Annotated in this window: 15 protein-coding genes; 12 read left to right on the top strand and 3 right to left on the bottom strand. The window is 58.5% G+C overall.

Annotated features, from left to right (window positions below):
* Positions 1 to 236 precede the first annotated feature (236 nt).
* The 7 genes from ycgZ (at position 237) to ACOYA6_RS07590 (ending at position 5,311) form a co-directional block, all read left to right on the top strand.
* Complete coding sequence (ycgZ, locus tag ACOYA6_RS07620; RefSeq protein WP_039028619.1) at positions 237 to 476, top strand: regulatory protein YcgZ; 240 nt, start codon at positions 237 to 239, stop codon at positions 474 to 476.
* Positions 477 to 523: 47 nt separating this feature from the next.
* Entirely contained in the window at positions 524 to 823 is a 300-nt protein-coding gene (locus ACOYA6_RS07615) for a hypothetical protein (protein ID WP_052246150.1), read from the top strand.
* Positions 824 to 839: 16 nt separating this feature from the next.
* Positions 840 to 1,118 carry a biofilm development regulator YmgB/AriR family protein gene (locus ACOYA6_RS07610; protein ID WP_039028620.1) on the top strand — a complete coding sequence of 93 codons (279 nt, stop codon included), beginning with the start codon at positions 840 to 842 and terminating at the stop codon, positions 1,116 to 1,118.
* A 228-nt stretch (positions 1,119 to 1,346) separates the two neighbouring features.
* Positions 1,347 to 1,622 carry a metal/formaldehyde-sensitive transcriptional repressor gene (locus ACOYA6_RS07605; RefSeq protein WP_039028624.1) on the top strand — a complete coding sequence of 92 codons (276 nt, stop codon included), beginning with the start codon at positions 1,347 to 1,349 and terminating at the stop codon, positions 1,620 to 1,622.
* A gap of 29 nt (positions 1,623 to 1,651) precedes the next feature.
* Positions 1,652 to 2,770 carry an S-(hydroxymethyl)glutathione dehydrogenase/class III alcohol dehydrogenase gene (locus ACOYA6_RS07600; protein ID WP_103179746.1) on the top strand — a complete coding sequence of 373 codons (1,119 nt, stop codon included), beginning with the start codon at positions 1,652 to 1,654 and terminating at the stop codon, positions 2,768 to 2,770.
* Positions 2,771 to 2,941: 171 nt separating this feature from the next.
* Complete coding sequence (locus ACOYA6_RS07595; protein WP_422654421.1) at positions 2,942 to 4,633, top strand: methyl-accepting chemotaxis protein; 1,692 nt, start codon at positions 2,942 to 2,944, stop codon at positions 4,631 to 4,633.
* 225 nt (positions 4,634 to 4,858) lie between these two features.
* Positions 4,859 to 5,311 (top strand): energy transducer TonB, encoded by a 453-nt coding sequence (locus ACOYA6_RS07590; RefSeq protein ID WP_422654420.1) that lies wholly within the window; start codon positions 4,859 to 4,861, stop codon positions 5,309 to 5,311.
* A gap of 46 nt (positions 5,312 to 5,357) precedes the next feature.
* Here the strand turns inward: ACOYA6_RS07590 and ACOYA6_RS07585 are convergent, their stop codons facing one another.
* Complete coding sequence (locus ACOYA6_RS07585) at positions 5,358 to 7,736, bottom strand: glucose/quinate/shikimate family membrane-bound PQQ-dependent dehydrogenase (RefSeq protein ID WP_422654419.1); 2,379 nt, start codon at positions 7,734 to 7,736, stop codon at positions 5,358 to 5,360.
* A 280-nt stretch (positions 7,737 to 8,016) separates the two neighbouring features.
* A complete protein-coding gene (locus ACOYA6_RS07580) occupies positions 8,017 to 8,940 on the bottom strand; it encodes a LysR substrate-binding domain-containing protein (RefSeq protein ID WP_039028629.1) in 924 nt (307 codons plus the stop codon).
* Between the two features lie 273 nt (positions 8,941 to 9,213).
* On the opposite strand from ACOYA6_RS07580, the gene hglS reads away from it, so the two are divergent.
* The gene (hglS, locus tag ACOYA6_RS07575) at positions 9,214 to 10,557 is read left to right on the top strand and encodes a 2-oxoadipate dioxygenase/decarboxylase HglS (RefSeq protein ID WP_422654418.1); all 1,344 of its coding nucleotides are present in this window, start codon (positions 9,214 to 9,216) and stop codon (positions 10,555 to 10,557) included.
* Between the two features lie 42 nt (positions 10,558 to 10,599).
* Positions 10,600 to 12,108, top strand: a complete 1,509-nt coding sequence (locus ACOYA6_RS07570; protein WP_422654417.1) for a carboxylesterase/lipase family protein — start codon at positions 10,600 to 10,602, stop codon at positions 12,106 to 12,108.
* Here the strand turns inward: ACOYA6_RS07570 and ACOYA6_RS07565 are convergent.
* Entirely contained in the window at positions 12,095 to 12,937 is an 843-nt protein-coding gene (locus ACOYA6_RS07565; RefSeq protein ID WP_039028632.1) for a LysR family transcriptional regulator, read from the bottom strand. The two genes, ACOYA6_RS07570 and ACOYA6_RS07565, sit on opposite strands and share 14 nt — an antisense overlap.
* Positions 12,938 to 13,047: 110 nt before the next feature.
* On the opposite strand from ACOYA6_RS07565, the gene ACOYA6_RS07560 reads away from it, so the two are divergent.
* From ACOYA6_RS07560 to ACOYA6_RS07550, 3 genes are all read left to right on the top strand, one after another.
* The gene (locus ACOYA6_RS07560; protein ID WP_422654416.1) at positions 13,048 to 14,217 is read left to right on the top strand and encodes a pyridoxal phosphate-dependent aminotransferase; all 1,170 of its coding nucleotides are present in this window, start codon (positions 13,048 to 13,050) and stop codon (positions 14,215 to 14,217) included.
* A gap of 11 nt (positions 14,218 to 14,228) precedes the next feature.
* Positions 14,229 to 15,002 (top strand): ABC transporter substrate-binding protein, encoded by a 774-nt coding sequence (locus ACOYA6_RS07555; RefSeq protein ID WP_138369062.1) that lies wholly within the window; start codon positions 14,229 to 14,231, stop codon positions 15,000 to 15,002.
* A gap of 376 nt (positions 15,003 to 15,378) precedes the next feature.
* Positions 15,379 to 17,034: a glucan biosynthesis protein D gene (locus ACOYA6_RS07550; protein ID WP_039028634.1), complete on the top strand. Its 1,656-nt coding sequence runs from the start codon at positions 15,379 to 15,381 to the stop codon at positions 17,032 to 17,034.
* The last annotated feature ends 35 nt before the right edge of the window (positions 17,035 to 17,069 follow it).

Raw genomic sequence — 17,069 nt, 5'->3', positions numbered from 1 at the left:
TGCTTGATGGGTAATACTTAAGTTTTATTAATGAAAGACTTACGCAAGAAAGTTTTGTAAATTTTTGAACGCCTGACAATTTTAAGTGCTTGTTAACACGCTGTTATTTGTAAAGCTAATTTAGCTGGCTAATTAAAATCGCAAAAACTTGTACAGTCGCCATGTACAACTACTGAGGTTTAGTATATTTTTAACATCAGTTTAACCCCTAACCTAAATGTCAATCCGGAGCACCTATGCGAGGCAACAGTTCGCGCCAAAGTTCAGCTGAGGCAATCACCGCCTATTTTAATAAAGCCAGTATGCGTAGCCAGCAGGAGACGCTGGGCTTAATTGTCGGTGAGATCCTGAATGAGGGACGTAATCTAAGCCGTCTTGCTATCTGTACCAGGTTATTACGCCGGGTAGAACAGACGGAAGATGAAGAAGAAATTGCCCATTACAATCAGCTGATCGCTCTGTTTTTTGAACGATAAAGAATGTTAGCACATCTGTGGCTTAAAGCAGGCACGTGAGAACAGTTATGCACAGAACGAAATCTGAAAGACTGAGAGACGATCTTATTGGCGAAGCTGTGTTGTTAATTTTAAAAGACAACGGTCCAATAAATTTTAAGACGCTGGCAGTCAAACTGAAAATTATGGCCAGCATGGAGCGTGACGCTGAAAGAAGAAGCGCGCTCTCTGCGGCCGCAGTCGAGGTTGAGCAAAAGGTTAAATCCAGTAGTCGCGTACACCCAGAAGCCAGAAAAAATTGTCTTATCAACAGCATGCACCATCTCATGGTGAATACTGCACAGCATAAATACGATAAAAAACATTAACCTTAGAGTGAAAAATATGAATACTGCGACTTCTCTGCATACACAGCATTTCAATGCACTTCAGGATCAGGCGCTGGCAACTTACTTCCGTTCAGCTGGAAGTTCCTTGTCCGTTGAGGCTGCCGTTTTAGGTTCAGCGATAAGATGTATTATTCTCAGCGGAGATAACCTTACCAATAAGCAAATTATTCTGCAGTTGATTTACGCCCTTGAACAAACATCCGATCAAGAGGCTGCCGAAGTCATCCGCAATACGCTCGAAATAGTTGTTGGTTTCACGCGGGATGATATTTAAGCATCACTTATGCCTGACGGGTTTCATTCATAAGTTGCTTAATAGCGATCACGCATAATACTGCCTACGCCGACTGCCCTTAAACAGGGCAGCAATTTCTCCTGTATTCTCATCAAACCTTTCCCATCCAGACTTTCGCGTTCCCCCAAAACATCTTTGGACATTCCCGTTTGCAGGTCTGTATAAAATAAAATAGTATACCCCCCTACAGTATCCAGGAGCCCTCCGATGCCACATTCACCTGAAGACAAAAAACGTGTCCTGACGCGCGTGCGCCGCATTCGCGGGCAGGTCGATGCCCTGGAGCGGGCGCTTGAATCCGGCGAGCCTTGCCTCTCTATCCTGCAGCAGATCGCCGCAGTGCGCGGCGCCGCAAACGGCCTGATGGGCGAGATGGTTGAAATTCACCTCAAAGATGAGCTGGTGGCGGGCGAGACCACTGCCGATCAGCGGGCCGTCAGAATGGCGGAAGTCGGCCATTTGCTGCGCTCTTATCTAAAATAAAAACCTGACATCACTAAAAGGAAAGCAAGATGAAATCACGTGCTGCTGTTGCATTTGGCCCTGGCCAGCCGTTGAAAATCGTTGAAATTGACGTGGCGCCACCGAAAAAAGGCGAAGTGCTGGTCAAAATCACCCATACCGGCGTGTGCCACACCGATGCGTTTACCTTGTCGGGTGACGATCCGGAAGGCGTTTTCCCGGCGGTGCTCGGCCATGAGGGCGGCGGCGTGGTGGTGGAAGTCGGCGAGGGCGTCACCAGCCTGCAGCCGGGCGACCACGTCATCCCGCTGTACACCGCAGAGTGTCGCGAGTGTAAGTTCTGTAAATCCGGCAAAACCAACCTCTGCCAGGCCGTTCGCGCCACCCAGGGTAAAGGCCTGATGCCGGACGGCACCACCCGTTTCTCCTACAACGGCGAGCCGATCTATCACTACATGGGCACCAGCACCTTCAGCGAATACACCGTCTGCGCCGAAATCTCGCTGGCAAAAGTGAACCCGCAGGCACCGCTGGATAAAGTCTGCCTGCTCGGCTGCGGCGTCACCACCGGCATCGGTGCCGTCCACAACACCGCAAAAGTGAAAGAGGGCGATACCGTTGCGGTATTCGGTCTCGGCGGTATCGGCCTGGCCGTGATTCAGGGCGCAGTGCAGGCGAAAGCCGGACGCATTCTGGCCGTGGACACCAACCCGGAAAAATTCAAGCTGGCTGGAGAAATGGGCGCGACCGATTTCATCAACCCGAACGACTACGACAAGCCGGTGCAGGACGTCATTGTTGAACTCACCGACGGCGGCGTCGACTTCAGCTTCGAATGCATCGGTAACGTGAACGTGATGCGTGCCGCGCTGGAGTGTTGCCACAAGGGGTGGGGCGAAAGCGTCATCATCGGCGTGGCCGGTGCGGGTCAGGAGATCAAAACCCGTCCATTCCAGCTGGTTACCGGCCGCGTATGGCGTGGTTCTGCGTTTGGTGGCGTTAAGGGCCGTACCCAGCTGCCGGGCATGGTAGAAGATGCGATGGCGGGCAAAATTCAGCTCGATCCGTTCATTACCCACCGCCTGCCGCTGGATCAGATCAACGAAGCCTTCGATCTGATGCATGAAGGTAAGTCCATCCGTACCGTTATCCATTTCGGCGATAACTGATAAACCTTTCTCCCGCTGGCCTTGATGGGCAGCGGGACGACATCTCTTTAAAAATCATTGCGAAAGTGTGACCAGTGTTGCGATTTTAGCCGTAATCAAAATCGTTGTAGTGCCGATGACTACTTTACAGGCGTGTTTCCACGCATCTTACCTATGAGAGAGTCAACGGCTATGGACAAAACAACAACAGTTCGGGCGCAACATAAGCTGGGCTTCCTGCACCACATCAGGCTGCTCCCGCTTATCTCCTCGATTTTGGGTGGTATTATTGTGCTGTTTGCCCTGAGCGCCGGGCTGGCAGGCTATTTTTTACTGCAGGCGGACAAAGACCAGCAGGATGTGACGTCTGAAATTCAGGTGCGTACCGGGTTATCAAACAGTTCAAACCATCTGCGCACAGCGCGTATCAATATGATCCACGCGGGTGCGGCCAGCCGTATCGCCGAAATGGACGCGATGAAAAAGAACATCGCCGAAGCCGAACAGCGCATCAAACAGTCGCAGGACAGCTTCGCCATTTACATGAACCGTGGCGTTCGCACCCCGGCGGACGAAGCGCTGGACGGCGAACTGAAAACGAATTACCAGGCTTATATCGACGGCATGCAGCCGATGCTGAAATATGCCAAGAACGGCATGTTCGAAGCCATCATCAACCATGAAAATGAATCGGCGCGTCCGCTGGATGACGCCTATAACGAGGTGTTGCTGAAGGCGATTAAGATCCGTACCGATCGCGCCAATATGCTCACCGAGCAGGCACATACCCGCACCCAGCTGGGGCTGATGTTTATGGTTGGCGCCTTTGGTCTGGCGCTGGTGCTGACGGTGATCACCTTTATCGTGCTGCGTCGCACGGTGATTAACCCGCTGCAACGCGCCGCGAACCGTATTGCGCACATCGCGAAGGGCGACCTGACCCTGGCCGAAGACCTGACCGGGCGCAGCGAGATTGGCCGTCTGACCCACGATCTGCAAACCATGCAGCGTTCGCTGGTGAATACCGTGGGCACCGTGCGCCAGGGCGCGGAAGAGATCTATCGCGGCACCAGCGAAATCTCCGCCGGTAACACCGACCTCTCATCACGTACCGAGCAGCAGGCTGCGGCCATTGAACAGACCGCCGCCAGCATGGAACAGCTGACCGCCACCGTGAAGCAGAACGCCGATAACGCGCACCACGCCAGCAAGCTGGCGGAAGATGCCTCCGGCAAAGCCAGCCGCGGCGGCCAGATGGTCTCCGGGGTGGTGAAAACCATGGGCAACATCTCCAGCAGCTCGAAGAAAATCTCTGAGATCACCGCGGTCATCAACAGTATCGCCTTCCAGACCAATATCCTGGCGCTCAACGCCGCGGTGGAAGCCGCCCGAGCCGGTGAGCAGGGGCGCGGGTTTGCCGTGGTCGCCAGCGAAGTCCGCACTCTGGCCAGCCGCAGCGCCAACGCCGCGAAAGAGATTGAGGGGCTGATCAGCGAATCGGTCTCCCTTATCGACCAGGGCTCCGGCGAAGTGGTTGCCGCAGGGAACACCATGAACGAGATCGTCGAAGCGGTTAAACGCGTCACCGATATCATGCTGGAGATCGCTGCCGCCTCCGACGAGCAGAGCCGCGGTATTGTGCAGGTCAGCCAGGCCATCTCGGAGATGGATAAAGTGACCCAGCAGAACGCCTCGCTGGTGGAAGAAGCTTCTGCGGCAGCAGCCTCACTGGAAGATCAGGCTGCGCGTCTGACCGAAGCGGTAGGCACCTTCCGCCTGCAGGGTATGAACCCGGCCCGCAGCAGCGTTCAGGCCGCACCAGCAGCGCCAGCCGCACCGCTGCGCCCGGCCGTCGCCGATGGCGATAATTGGGAAACCTTCTGATCCCCACGCGTATCCTGCCCGGTGGCGGCTGCGCCTTACCGGGCCTACGGGTCTGATGCGTGATTTGCCCGGTGGCGGCTGCGCCTTACCGGGCCTACGGGTTCGGCACAGCATGTAGGCCCGTGCAAGCGAAGCGCCGCCGGGCAAAAAAAGGGTTCATGTTTCGACATGAACCCTTTTTTATTCCCCGCTATGCTGGTTGTAAGGGCTGAAGAGGAAAAGGCAATGAAACAGTTTACGCAGGTGATTTGCGTCACATGGTTGCTGGCCGGATGTGCATCGGGCGGCAGCGTGGGCATTGGCGGAATAGGGATTGGCGGCGGCGGGGGCAACAGCGGGGTGGGCGTCGGGCTCTCCTTTCCGGTGGGCGGCAGTTCGTCGACCGCGGATAACGGGCAGGTGGACTGCGACGGCGACGTCTACCGGGTGCAGCCGCGCTATCCTGAGCAGGCCGCGGCGCAGAAATATTCCGGCCGGGTGACGGTGTCGTTTAACGTCAAGCTGAACGGCCGCGCAGCGGACTACGAAGCGGCAGGGGATAAACCTTTCTTCGATGAAACCAAACGCGCGGTAATGCGCAGCTGCTGGCCAGCCGGGGTCCATCAGAACCTGGTGGTCAGTTATCAGAACGGCACAACGGCGACCTGGATCGAAAACTCACTCACCGCGAAGCCGTAAGCAAAAAAAAGCCGGCCACCTGAGGGCCGGCTTGACGCTAACGCGCTTACTTCTTATCAGGCAACGCGTAGGCGATGATGTAATCCCCGCGATCCGGAGACTGACGCGCACCGCCGGCGTTGATGATGATGTACTGCTTGCCGGTTTTCGGCGACACGTAGGTCATCGGGCCGGACTGGCTGCCCACCGGCAGACGGTCTTTCCAGATCTCTTTCCCGTTCGCGGTATCAAACGCGCGCAAGTAGAAATCCTGAGTCCCGGCGAAGAACAGCAGGCCGGACTGGGTGGAGAGCGACGCGCCCAGGGTCGGCATACCGATCGGGATTGGCATATGCATGCGGATCCCCAGCGGGCCGGTATCTTCCACGGTACCCACCGGCACCTGCCACACCAGCTTGCCGGACTTCAGATCCACCGCAGACATAGTACCGAACGGCGGTTTCTGGCACGGAATGCCCAGCGGAGACAGGAAGCGTTCGCGCATGGCGCCAAACGGCGTACCGTCCATCGGCACGATCCCCATCTCAATCCCGCTGGCGTTTTTAGCAACATTTGCGCGCGGCACCATGTAGTTCGCCAGCCCCAGACGCATGTCGTTCACAAACATCAGGCTGTTGTTCGGGTCAACCGACACGCTGCCCCAGTTCATCCCGCCAAGCGAGCCCGGGAACTGCAGGGAGCGATCCAGACCCGGCGGGGTAAAGACGCCCTGATGACGCATCTCTTTAAACTGGATGCGGCACAGCAGCAGGTCAACCGGGGTGGCACCCCACATGTCCGATTCGGTCAGGGTCTGGTTGCCGATCATCGGCATGCCGACAGAGTACGGCTGGGTAGGGGAATAACGCTCGCCTTCGACGTTACCGGCAGGCACCGGACGCTCTTCCACCTTCGCCACTGGCTGGCCGGTTTCGCGGTTGAGCATGAAGATCATACCCTGCTTGCTGGTCTGCACCAGTACCGGCGTGGAGCCGCCTTTACCGTCCGGCAGATCGTACAGCAGCGGCTGCGACGGCAGGTCAAAGTCCCACAGGTCGTGGTGGGTGGTCTGGAAATGCCAGCGCACCTGTCCGGTCGTGGCATCCACCGCCACAATCGAAGAGCTGTATTTATCATCCAGTTCAGTACGCTCGCCGGCCCAGAAGTCCGGGGTGGCGTTACCGGTCGGGAGGTAAATCAGGTTCAGCTTCGCGTCATAGGACATGGCTGACCAGACGTTCGGCGTCCCGCGGGTGTAGGTCTGGCCTTCCGGCGGCAGCCCGGTGATGTTCGGATTGCCCGGATCCCAGGCCCAGGCCAGTTTCCCGGTATGCACGTCAAAGGCACGCACCACGCCCGGAGGCTCGCCGGTAGAGAAGTTATCCGCCACGCGTCCGCCCACAACCACCACGTTGCCCGCCACCAGCGGGGTGGAGGTTTGCTGATAGTAGCCAGGCTTCACTTCACCCATGCCGACGCTGAGGTCAACCACGCCATGATCGCCAAAGTCTTCGCAGACCTTGCCGTTGTCGGCGTTAAGGGCGATCAGACGGGCATCGGTCGTCGGCAGGAACAGACGGCGCGCACAGGCGGCGGGCTGCGTCTCTGTCGGTGACGTTGTCACGCTGGTGGTGTCTTCAAAATAGCCCAGACCACGGCAGCGCTGCCAGTTTGGCGCAGTGGCTTTGGAATCATAGCGCCACTTCTCTTTACCGGAGTCGACGTCCAGCGCCAGCACCTTGCTGTATGGGGTACAGACAAAGAGCGTATCGCCAATCTGCAGCGGGGTGTTCTGATCTTCCGCGCCGGAGCCGTTGCTCTGCGGGATGTCGCCGGTGTGGGCAACCCAGGCCACCTTCAGATCGTTGACGTTCTGCTTGTTAATCTGGTCCAGCGCCGCAAAGCGGTCGCCGTGGGTGGTGTTACCCCAGTGCTCCCAGTTCTTCTGCTGCTGGCCTTCCGCCACCGGCTTAACCGGCACCGGCTCGCTGGCGCTGACCAGGGTCTGCGGCTTGAACATCCAGCCGAAGCTCACCAGCATCGCAACCGCCAGCACGGCGGCAATGCCAAAGGCCGGGGCTTTGTTGACCGGACGATCCGCACCGCGCAGGAAAGGCCAGACGAGGGCGGACAGGAACGCCAGCACCGCGAAGGTGAACAGGCGCGAGAAGAGCGGCCAGAAATCCCAGCCCGCATCGCTCACGGCCCAGATCAGCGAGGCGATAAACGCCACCGCATACAGAATGATGCCGCCTGTGCGACCGCGCGCAATAATAAACGCGGCGACAAGCATCACCACGCCCATGATCAGGAAGTACCAGCTTCCCCCGACGGTGGCAAGCTTAAAGCCCAGTCCACCGACGGCCAGTCCGATGAGCGCCATCAGACCGACCAGCAGCCACTGCAGGATCCTGGGGAACCCACGTAGCGAATTACCTATAGCCATTTCTGTCTCCTGAATAATCTTGTCTTCACTGGACAGGGCAGACTCAACCCTGAACCAAATGGGTAACAGAAGAGAAGATCCTTGATGAAAAAGTCGAACATGACGCCAATGTAGCGCCAAAGAAGTCACCGCTGTGTTGTTTGAATGAACCATTTGGTGAATTCGGCGGGTATGATAAATCTGTTAAATTGTTTAGTGCAATTGTTAATGAATGATTTCGCATTATTTGAGTAATGGAAACAAAAAGCCCGTCATCAAGACGGGCTGGAGGGAAGTGTGATCACACCGGCATGGATTTACGTATCGCGCTGAGCAGCGTCTGGGTGGCGGCGGAGAGCGGGGCGTCAACGCGGGTTAAAACCCCAATAGGTTCGCCGGGGCCGGGAGTGGTGACCGGCAATGCCACCAGCGTGCCCTGGCGCAGATCCTCTTTCACCGCCCCGGACGGGACGAACCAGACATAGTCAAAATCCACCGTCAGCTGGCGCGACAGCGAGGCCGAAAGGGTCTCAATACAGCCCGACGGCAGTTTGCAGCCCTGGGTCTGGAGAAGGGTTTCCGCCGTCTGGCGCGGCACGGTGCCTTTCGGCGACACCACCACCGGCCACTCCATCACCCGGCTTAGGGTCACGGTATCATTGAGGATAGGATGACGCGGACGCACCACCAGCTTGAGAGATTCCAGAAAAAGGAGCTCATAGTTCAGGCCGCTCATCAGCTCCGGATCGGACATTCTTCCCATGCCCAGGTCCAGCTCGCCGGACTTCAGCCCCGCGAGCAGCATGGTGTTATTCATGGTGGCGACCTGCAGCGTTATGTTGCGCTGCTGTTTATGGAACTGGCCGATGACCGCCGGAAGAATGCCCAGCGCCGCGGTCGGCAGCGCGCCAATGCGCACCACGTCGCCCGGCGCATCGTTGCGCCGGGTCAGGGACTGGCCCGCAGTATTCAGGGCATCGAGGACTTTGACCGCGTGGGTCAGGAACTGCTCGCCCACCAGGGTGAGCTGCGCGCCCAGGCGTCCACGTTCGAACAGGCGCGTGCCGGTGAGCTGCTCCAGCTCGTTCAGCGTTTTTGAAAGCGCAGGCTGGCTCAGGTTAAGGGTTTCAGCCGCGCGTCCCAGTGTTCCCTGTTGAGCGACGGCCACAAAAGTATGCAGATGGCGCAAACGAATGCGCTGACTAAACAAACCATTTTTTTCCATAGGCGATGTTAAAAACAGAGCGTTACGCGTGACAAGTGAAGTTGTTTAATTTTGATAACCTGCTAGCAAAATATTATTAACATTCAATCTAATTGAGTAACAAGCATTTTTTGGAAAGGGGTTGAAATAGTTGCCCGGGGCCTGAACCGCTTAAATTCGTGGTAGTTCAGGAAACGCGCGCCTCTCCATCCAGATCACAATTCGTAAATTCTTCCAAACAGGCGCAATGGCCTTCTCTACACTCCAGGTAATATTCACTGGAGGCATGACATCATGGCGAACACCATCACGGCTGATGATATTCGGGAAAACTTTTCGCAGGCTATGTCGGCGATGTACCAGCAGGAAGTTCCGCAGTACGGAACCTTGCTGGAGCTGGTAGCGGATGTGAATCTGGCAGTCCTGGAAAACAACCCGAAGCTGCACGAACAACTGGCCAACGCGGATGAACTCGCTCGCCTCAACCTCGAACGCCACGGGGCGATCCGTGTCGGTACGGCCCTGGAACTGGCAACCCTGCGACGCATGTTCGCCATTATGGGGATGTTCCCGGTCAGCTATTACGATCTCTCCCAGGCCGGGGTGCCGGTCCACTCAACCGCGTTTCGTCCGGTTGATGACGCCGCGCTGTGCCGCAACCCGTTTCGTATTTTTACCTCGCTGCTGCGCCTCGATCTGATCGACAACCTGCCCCTGCGCGAGAAAGCGGCGGAGATCCTCGCCCGACGCAACATCTTCACCCCCCGCTGCCTGGAACTGATCGACCTGTACGAGGCGGAAGGGGCGTTTACCCCGGCGCAGGCCGAAGAGTTTGTTAAGGAAGCGCTGGAGACCTTCCGCTGGCATCGCCACGCCACGGTGGATCACGACACCTACCAGGCGCTGCACAATGAACACCGGTTGATTGCCGACGTGGTCTGCTTCCCAGGCTGCCACATCAACCACCTGACGCCGCGCACGCTGGATATCGACCGGGTGCAGGCGTTAATGCCCGAATACGGTATTGAACCGAAGATGCTGATCGAAGGGCCGCCGCGCCGGGAGACGCCTCTGCTGCTGCGCCAGACCAGCTTCAAGGCGCTGGAGGAGCCGGTGCTGTTTGCGGGAGAGCAGCGGGGCACCCATACCGCGCGCTTCGGCGAGATTGAGCAGCGCGGGGTGGCGTTAACCCCGAAAGGGCGCGACCTCTACGATCGTCTGCTGGCGGAGGCCGGTACCGGTAAGGATAACCTGACCCATCAGCTGCACCTGCAGGAGGTCTTCCAGGCATTTCCCGACAGCTATATCTTCCTGCGCCGTCAGGGGCTGGCGTGGTTCCGCTATCGCCTGACGCCCGCCGGAGAGGCGCACCGCCAGGCCTTTGGCCCCGGCGACGATCCGCAGCCGCTGATCGAGCGTGGCTGGGTGGTCGCTCAGCCCATCACCTATGAGGATTTCCTCCCGGTGAGCGCCGCGGGGATCTTCCAGTCGAATCTTGGCAACGAAACCCAGGCCCGCAGCCACGGCAACGCCAGCCGCGATGCCTTTGAAGAAGCGCTGGGTTGCCCGGTGCTGGACGAGTTCACCCTCTACCAGGAGGCGGAAGAGCGCAGCAAGCGACGTTGCGGTTTGCTCTGAAAACGGTACTCTGCGGGGATGTGACATCAACTGAAGATCGATATGGACAACGTCTCTTCCCCGATAGTGACCACGCGCAACGGCGATATTAGCGGCATAACCGAGGGCGATGTGCAGGTCTGGCGCGCCATTCCCTATGCTGCAGCGCCGGTGGGCGCGTTACGCTGGCGTTCGCCGCAGCCGGTGGCAAGCTGGCAGGGCGTGCGTCAAACCACCGCCTTTTCGCCGTCGAGCTGGCAGAGCAGTGAGTACTGTCAGCAGCTGGGCGGGGGCGATCCGGGCCGCTTCTCGGAGGATTGCCTCTACCTGAACGTCTGGTCGCCGGTGGAGCGCTCCGCGCCGCTGCCGGTGATGGTCTGGCTGCACGGCGGGGGCTTTACCATTGGCGCAGGCGGGCTGCCGCCCTACGACGGCAAAGCGCTGGCGCAGCGCGGGGCGGTGATCGTCACCCTCAACTACCGGCTCGGCCATCTGGGCTTTTTTGCCCATCCGGCGCTGGCGGGGGAAGAGGAGCGGGTGGTGCATAATTTTGCTCTGCTCGATCAGATGGCCGCCCTGGAGTGGGTGCGGGACAACATCGCCCGCTTTGGCGGCGACCCGGACAACGTCACCCTGTTTGGCGAGTCTGCCGGGGCGCGCAGCGTGCTGTCGTTACTGGCTTCGCCGCTGGCTAAGGGACTGTTCCATAAGGCGATAATCCAGAGCGGCTACACCCTGCCGGATACGCCCCGGGAGCAGGCACTCAGCAAGGGCGAGGCGCTGGCGGCCCATTTTGGTCTTGAGGATGCCACCGCTGAGCAGCTGCGGGCGATCCCGGCCGAGGCGCTCTGGCCGCTGACGGCACCCCTCAACGTGGGCCCGGCCCCGATAGTCGGAGATTGCGTACTGCCGGAGCCGATGCTGGAGGTCTTTTTTGCCGCGCGCCAGCATCCTGTGCCGATCATGGTTGGCTCGAACAGCGATGAGGCGAGCGTGATGGCGGTGTTTGGCGTCGATCTTGCCGGGCAGATCCAGAAGCTGCGCCGGGAGCGGCGGCTGGGGTTAGGATTAATTAAGCTGCTCTATCCCGGCATCAAAGACGATGCCGAGCTGGGGCGTCAGGTGTGCCGCGATATGGCCTTCACCACCTTGGGGTTTGTGGTGATGCAGGCCCAGCGGCGGGTAGGGGAGCCGTGCTGGCGCTACTGGTTTGACTATGTGGCTGAAGCCGAGCACGCCACCTACGCCAACGGGGCGTGGCATGGCAACGAGGTGCCTTACGTGTTTGATACGCTCACCCTAGCCGAGCCCGCCCGACAGTATGTGAATGCCAACGACCTGGCGTTTTCCGCTCAGGTCGCCGATTACTGGGTCAACTTCGCCCGCCATGCCAGCCGGCAGTGCGACACGCTGAATGGCCCGACGCGCTGGCCTGCCTGTCACCACGGGCGGGACGTGCTGCTACGCATTGGAGTGAATAAACATGCGGGTTTTAAGCTTGAAAATCGATTTATGCGCGCCCGTATGGCGCTGTTCAAACGGGTAATGAAGCACCACGTCAGCCTGGATTAAGCAGGCATTCGCGAAAGGCGGCCAGCCCCGCCGCTTTGCCGCGAGACTCCCGCAGCACCAGCCGGTAGCTGGCGCCGGTTTTGATACTGCTGGCGTAAGGCCGCACCAGCCGCCCGGCGCGGATATCTTCGGCCACCAGCGTCTCGTCGGCTATCGCCACGCCGAGCCCCTGGATGGCGGCGGTGATCGCCAGATCCATGGTGTCGAAGTGTTGATTTTTGTGCATGACAGGCGACTGCACGGCCTGTTTTTCCAGCCACAGCGACCAGTCGGTTTTATCCCGCGTCGGATGCAAAAAGGTCAATGACTCCACCGCTGAGCCCTGGCGTAACGGGCTGATCACCGGGGTTAAGGCCTCCTCGAACAGCAGATCTCCCGCGCTCAGGTGGGTGCCAAAAACAATGGCCGCGTCGTAGGATTCGGTTTTGAAATTCACGCTGTGATCGTTGGTGGTGGTGAGCGCAATCTGCAACTCGGGCTGCTCGCGCTCCACCTGCAGCAGTCGCGGCACCAGCCAGCGCATGGCGCAGGTGGGCACTTTCAGGCGCACCACGGTTTGCTGCGCCCGGGCCTGGTCCGCCACCGTCAGAACCTGTTCATACGAGGCGCGCAGATCCGGCAGCAGGGCGCTGCCCTGGGAGGAGAGGCGCAGCCCGCGGGCGTGGCGCTCAAACAGCGGAAAACCGAACCAGCCTTCAAGGGCGGCGATCTTGCGGCTCACGGCCCCCTGGGTCAGGCACAGCTCTTTTGCCGCATGGGTCAGATTCAGGTGCCGGGCGGTAACAATAAACGCCTCAACGGCAGTAAGCGGGAACGCGCGATGCGACACAGAACCTCCAGGTATGATTTTTTGTCATGGCTATTATGACAACAATTCGATTGTCGCCACAATAGCCTTCAGGTTGAATAGTTATGCACTATCCACCAGGGGGATTTAAGATGACGCTGCGCACTCCGATACAAACCCGTTCCAAACTGCCGGACGTTGGCACCACCATTTTTACCGTTATCGGTCAGCTCTCCGCTGAGCACAATGCCATCAACCTTTCACAGGGCGCGCCGAACTTCGACTGCGACCCCGCGCTGGTAGCCGGCGTCCACCGCGCCATGCAGGCGGGCCACAACCAGTACGCGTCGATGACCGGGCTGACGCCGCTAAAGGAGCGCATCGCTGATAAAATCGCCTCGCTGTACGGCACGCAGTACGATCCGGCCAGCGAGGTACTTGTTACCGCCAGCGCCAGCGAAGGGCTCTACTCGGCCATCAGCGGCCTGGTGCATCCCGGCGACGAAGTGATCTACTTTGAACCATCGTTCGACAGCTACGCGCCGATTGTGCGTTTGCAGGGCGCAACGCCGATCGCCATCAAGCTGACGGTGCCGGATTTCGCGGTGAACTGGGATGAAGTGCGCGCCGCCATCACCTCGCGCACCCGGATGATCATCGTCAACACGCCGCATAACCCGAGCGGACAGGTCTTCTCGGCCGACGATCTGGAACAGCTCGCGGCGATCACCCGCAACACCGACATTATTATTCTCTCTGACGAAGTGTACGAGCACGTGGTGTTCGACGATGTACCGCATCACGGCATGGCGACCCTTCCGGGGCTGGCTGAGCGCAGCGTCATCGTCTCGTCGTTTGGTAAAACCTACCACGTTACCGGCTGGCGCGTCGGCTACTGCGTCGCCCCGGCGCAGCTGATGGATGAGATCTGCAAAATCCATCAGTTTTTGATGTTCTCTGCCGATACTCCTATGCAGTACGCGTTTGCCGAACATATGGCCGATCCGCAAACCTGGCTGTCGCTGGCGTCGTTTTACCAGCGCAAACGCGATCTGCTGGTCAACCTGCTGGCCGATTCCCCGTTCCGCCTGCTGCCGAGCGCAGGTTCGTTCTTCCTGCTGGCGGATTACAGCCATTTCAGCGATGAACGCGACAGCGAACTGGTGAAGCGGCTGATTGTTGACTACGGTGTTGCCACAATCCCGCTTTCGGCGTTCTATACCGACGGGACAGATAACAAATTAATCCGTCTCTCTTTTGCGAAAGATGAGGCGACATTACGGGCAGGTGCGCAGGCCCTGTGTCGGGTAAAACCACGCTAAGGAGTTCAGTCATGAAATTAAAAGCCTTCGTTGTCGGCCTGGGGTTGCTGTGTTCGTTTTCCTCTTTTGCCGCAACCGAATTACGTTATGGCGTTGAAGCAGAGTATCCGCCCTTTGAGAGCCGCAACTCTTCCGGTGAGCTGGAAGGGTTTGATATTGAGCTGGGCAACGCGATTTGCGCGGCGGCGTCGCTGAAATGCAGCTGGGTCGAAACCTCGTTCGACGCGCTGATCCCGGGGCTGGTAGCGAAGAAATTCGACGCCATCAACTCGGCGATGAACATCACTGAGCAGCGTCGCCAGAGCATCGACTTTACCCAGCCGATCTACCGGATCCCGTCCCAGCTGGTGGGCAAGACCGGCAGCGTGGTTGACGCCACGCCGGAAGGGCTGAAGGGTAAAACCATTGGCGTGTTGCAGGGCTCCATTCAGGAAACCTACGCCAAAGAGCACTGGGAGAAGCAGGGTGTCACCGTGGTGTCGTATAAAGATCAGAACATGGCCTGGGGCGATCTGCTCAATGGCCGTATCGACGCCTCGCTGGTGATGTCCGCCGCCGGGCAGGCTGGCTTCCTGAGCAAGCCGCAGGGCAAGGGCTTCGGCTTTATCGGCAAGCCGGTGTCGGATGACACCATTCTCGGCAGCGGGATCGGCTATGGCCTGCGTAAAGGCGATGAGGCCACGAAAAAACAGCTTGATGCTGCGATTGATAAAGTCCGCGCTGACGGCACCATCGACAAGCTGGCGAAGAAGTACTTCCCGGGCATCGATGTCAGCGTAAAATAGCAATAATCTGATCGTTTAGCCCCTGGCGTTGATGTCCGGCAGGGGCTTTTTTATACCCGTCATACTTCAAGTTGCCTGTGCGTTGGCTTTCCTCGCTCACCCCAGTCACTTACTTTAGTAAGCTCCTGGGGATTCGCTGCGTCGCCGCCTTCATGCAACTCGAATTATTTAGGGTATATACTTTTCTTTACCCGCGTTTCAGGCAATTCCCCTCGACAGAAAAATCTTTCACGCTTTGTTCATATTCTCGCCTGTCAATAATTGGATTCTTAACCGTTTTTGTTTAGGCTGTGCCCCTTTAATGATGTTCTTTCTTGCCGTTGTTTCGCCGTAAGCGAAACCCACTACCCACGACCATAAGGACGTTTTTCCAGGCATGAATCGCAGACGTTTTTTAAAAGGCTCTCTGGCCGTAGCCGCAGTGAGCGGGACCTCCGGACTTTCCGCCCTCTTTTCCCAGGCAGCCCATGCGGCTGAATCGGATATCGCGGACGGGTCGAGCCGCCGTTTCGACTTTTCTGTGCTGCAATCCATGGCGCACGACCTGGCGCAAACACCGTGGGGCGGTGCGCCGCGTCCGCTGCCTGAAACCCTGGCAACGCTGACGCCGCAGGCTTACAACAGCATCCAGTACGACGCAAAGCAGTCGCTGTGGAACAACATCGAAAACCGCCAGCTTGACGTGCAGTTCTTCCACGTCGGGATGGGCTTCCGCCGTCGGGTGCGCATGTTCTCGCTGGACAACCAGACCTCCCAGGCGCGCGAGATCCACTTCCGCCCTGAGCTGTTCAACTACCACGACGCGGGCGTTGATACGAAGCAGCTGGAAGGCCAGAGCGATTTAGGTTTTGCCGGTTTCCGCGCCTTTAAATCCCCGGAGCTGGCGCGTCGCGATATTGTCTCGTTCCTCGGCGCCAGCTACTTCCGCGCGGTGGACGACACCTACCAGTACGGGCTCTCCGCCCGCGGCCTGGCGCTGAACACCTACGCCGACAGCACCGAAGAGTTCCCGGACTTCACCTCGTTCTGGTTTGAAACCGTGAAACCGGGCGCGACCACCTTCACGGTCTACACCCTGCTCGACAGCCCGAGCATCACCGGTGCCTATAAGTTCGTGATCCACTGCGAGAAGACCCAGGTGATCATGGACGTCGAAAACCACCTGTATGCCCGCAAGGACATCCAGCAGCTGGGGATCTCGCCGATGACCAGCATGTTCGCCTGCGGCAACAACGAACGCCGCATGTGCGACACCATTCACCCGCAGATCCACGACTCCGACCGTCTGGCGATGTGGCGCGGCAACGGGGAGTGGATTTGCCGTCCGCTGAATAACCCGCAAAAGCTGCAGTTCAACGCCTATACAGACAAAAACCCGAAAGGTTTTGGTCTGTTACAGCTCGATCGCGACTTCTCGCACTATCAGGACATTATGGGCTGGTACAACAAGCGTCCAAGCCTGTGGGTTGAGCCGCGTAACCAGTGGGGTAAAGGCACCGTGAGCCTGATGGAGATCCCAACCACCGGTGAAACGCTGGATAACGTGGTCTGCTTCTGGCAGCCGGAAAAACCGGTGAAGGCGGGCGACAAGCTGGACTTCCAGTACCGTCTCTACTGGAGCGCTAAGCCGCCGGTGCGTTCCCCGCTGGCAAACGTGATGGCTACCCGTACCGGCATGGGCGGCTTCCCGGAAGGCTGGGCCCCGGGCGAGAACTACCCGAAAGTCTGGGCGCGCCGTTTCGCGGTTGATTTCGTTGGCGGCGATCTGAAAGCGGCCGCCCCGAAAGGGATCGAGCCGGTGATCACCCTCTCCAGCGGCGAAGCGAAGCAGATTGAAATTTTGTACGTGGAGCCGTTCGACGGATACCGCATTCTGTTTGACTGGTATCCGACCAGCGATTCGACCGATACGGTGGATATGCGTATGTTCCTGCGCTGCCAGGGTGAAGCAATTAGCGAGACCTGGCTGTATCACTACTTCCCGCCTGCGCCGGATAAACGCCAGTACGTTGATGACCGCGTAATGCGATAAACCGTAGGCCGGGCAAGCGCACGCGCCGCCCGGCA

The organism is Leclercia barmai (genome assembly GCF_049312895.1).
GTDB lineage: Bacteria > Pseudomonadota > Gammaproteobacteria > Enterobacterales > Enterobacteriaceae > Enterobacter > Enterobacter barmai.
Note: the sequence above shows the minus strand (reverse complement) of the source record. Positions and strands in the feature narration are given on the sequence as shown.

Bases quoted from the DNA above. Each gene is read 5' to 3' on its own strand.
- ycgZ (WP_039028619.1), top strand. From the start codon at position 237: ATGCGAGGCAACAGTTCGCGCCAAAGTTCAGCTGAGGCAATCACCGCC.
- ACOYA6_RS07615 (WP_052246150.1), top strand. From the start codon at position 524: ATGCACAGAACGAAATCTGAAAGACTGAGAGACGATCTTATTGGCGAA.
- ACOYA6_RS07610 (WP_039028620.1), top strand. From the start codon at position 840: ATGAATACTGCGACTTCTCTGCATACACAGCATTTCAATGCACTTCAG.
- ACOYA6_RS07605 (WP_039028624.1), top strand. From the start codon at position 1,347: ATGCCACATTCACCTGAAGACAAAAAACGTGTCCTGACGCGCGTGCGC.
- ACOYA6_RS07600 (WP_103179746.1), top strand. From the start codon at position 1,652: ATGAAATCACGTGCTGCTGTTGCATTTGGCCCTGGCCAGCCGTTGAAA.
- ACOYA6_RS07595 (WP_422654421.1), top strand. From the start codon at position 2,942: ATGGACAAAACAACAACAGTTCGGGCGCAACATAAGCTGGGCTTCCTG.
- ACOYA6_RS07590 (WP_422654420.1), top strand. From the start codon at position 4,859: ATGAAACAGTTTACGCAGGTGATTTGCGTCACATGGTTGCTGGCCGGA.
- ACOYA6_RS07585 (WP_422654419.1), bottom strand. From the start codon at position 7,736: ATGGCTATAGGTAATTCGCTACGTGGGTTCCCCAGGATCCTGCAGTGG.
- ACOYA6_RS07580 (WP_039028629.1), bottom strand. From the start codon at position 8,940: ATGGAAAAAAATGGTTTGTTTAGTCAGCGCATTCGTTTGCGCCATCTG.
- hglS (WP_422654418.1), top strand. From the start codon at position 9,214: ATGGCGAACACCATCACGGCTGATGATATTCGGGAAAACTTTTCGCAG.
- ACOYA6_RS07570 (WP_422654417.1), top strand. From the start codon at position 10,600: ATGGACAACGTCTCTTCCCCGATAGTGACCACGCGCAACGGCGATATT.
- ACOYA6_RS07560 (WP_422654416.1), top strand. From the start codon at position 13,048: ATGACGCTGCGCACTCCGATACAAACCCGTTCCAAACTGCCGGACGTT.
- ACOYA6_RS07555 (WP_138369062.1), top strand. From the start codon at position 14,229: ATGAAATTAAAAGCCTTCGTTGTCGGCCTGGGGTTGCTGTGTTCGTTT.
- ACOYA6_RS07550 (WP_039028634.1), top strand. From the start codon at position 15,379: ATGAATCGCAGACGTTTTTTAAAAGGCTCTCTGGCCGTAGCCGCAGTG.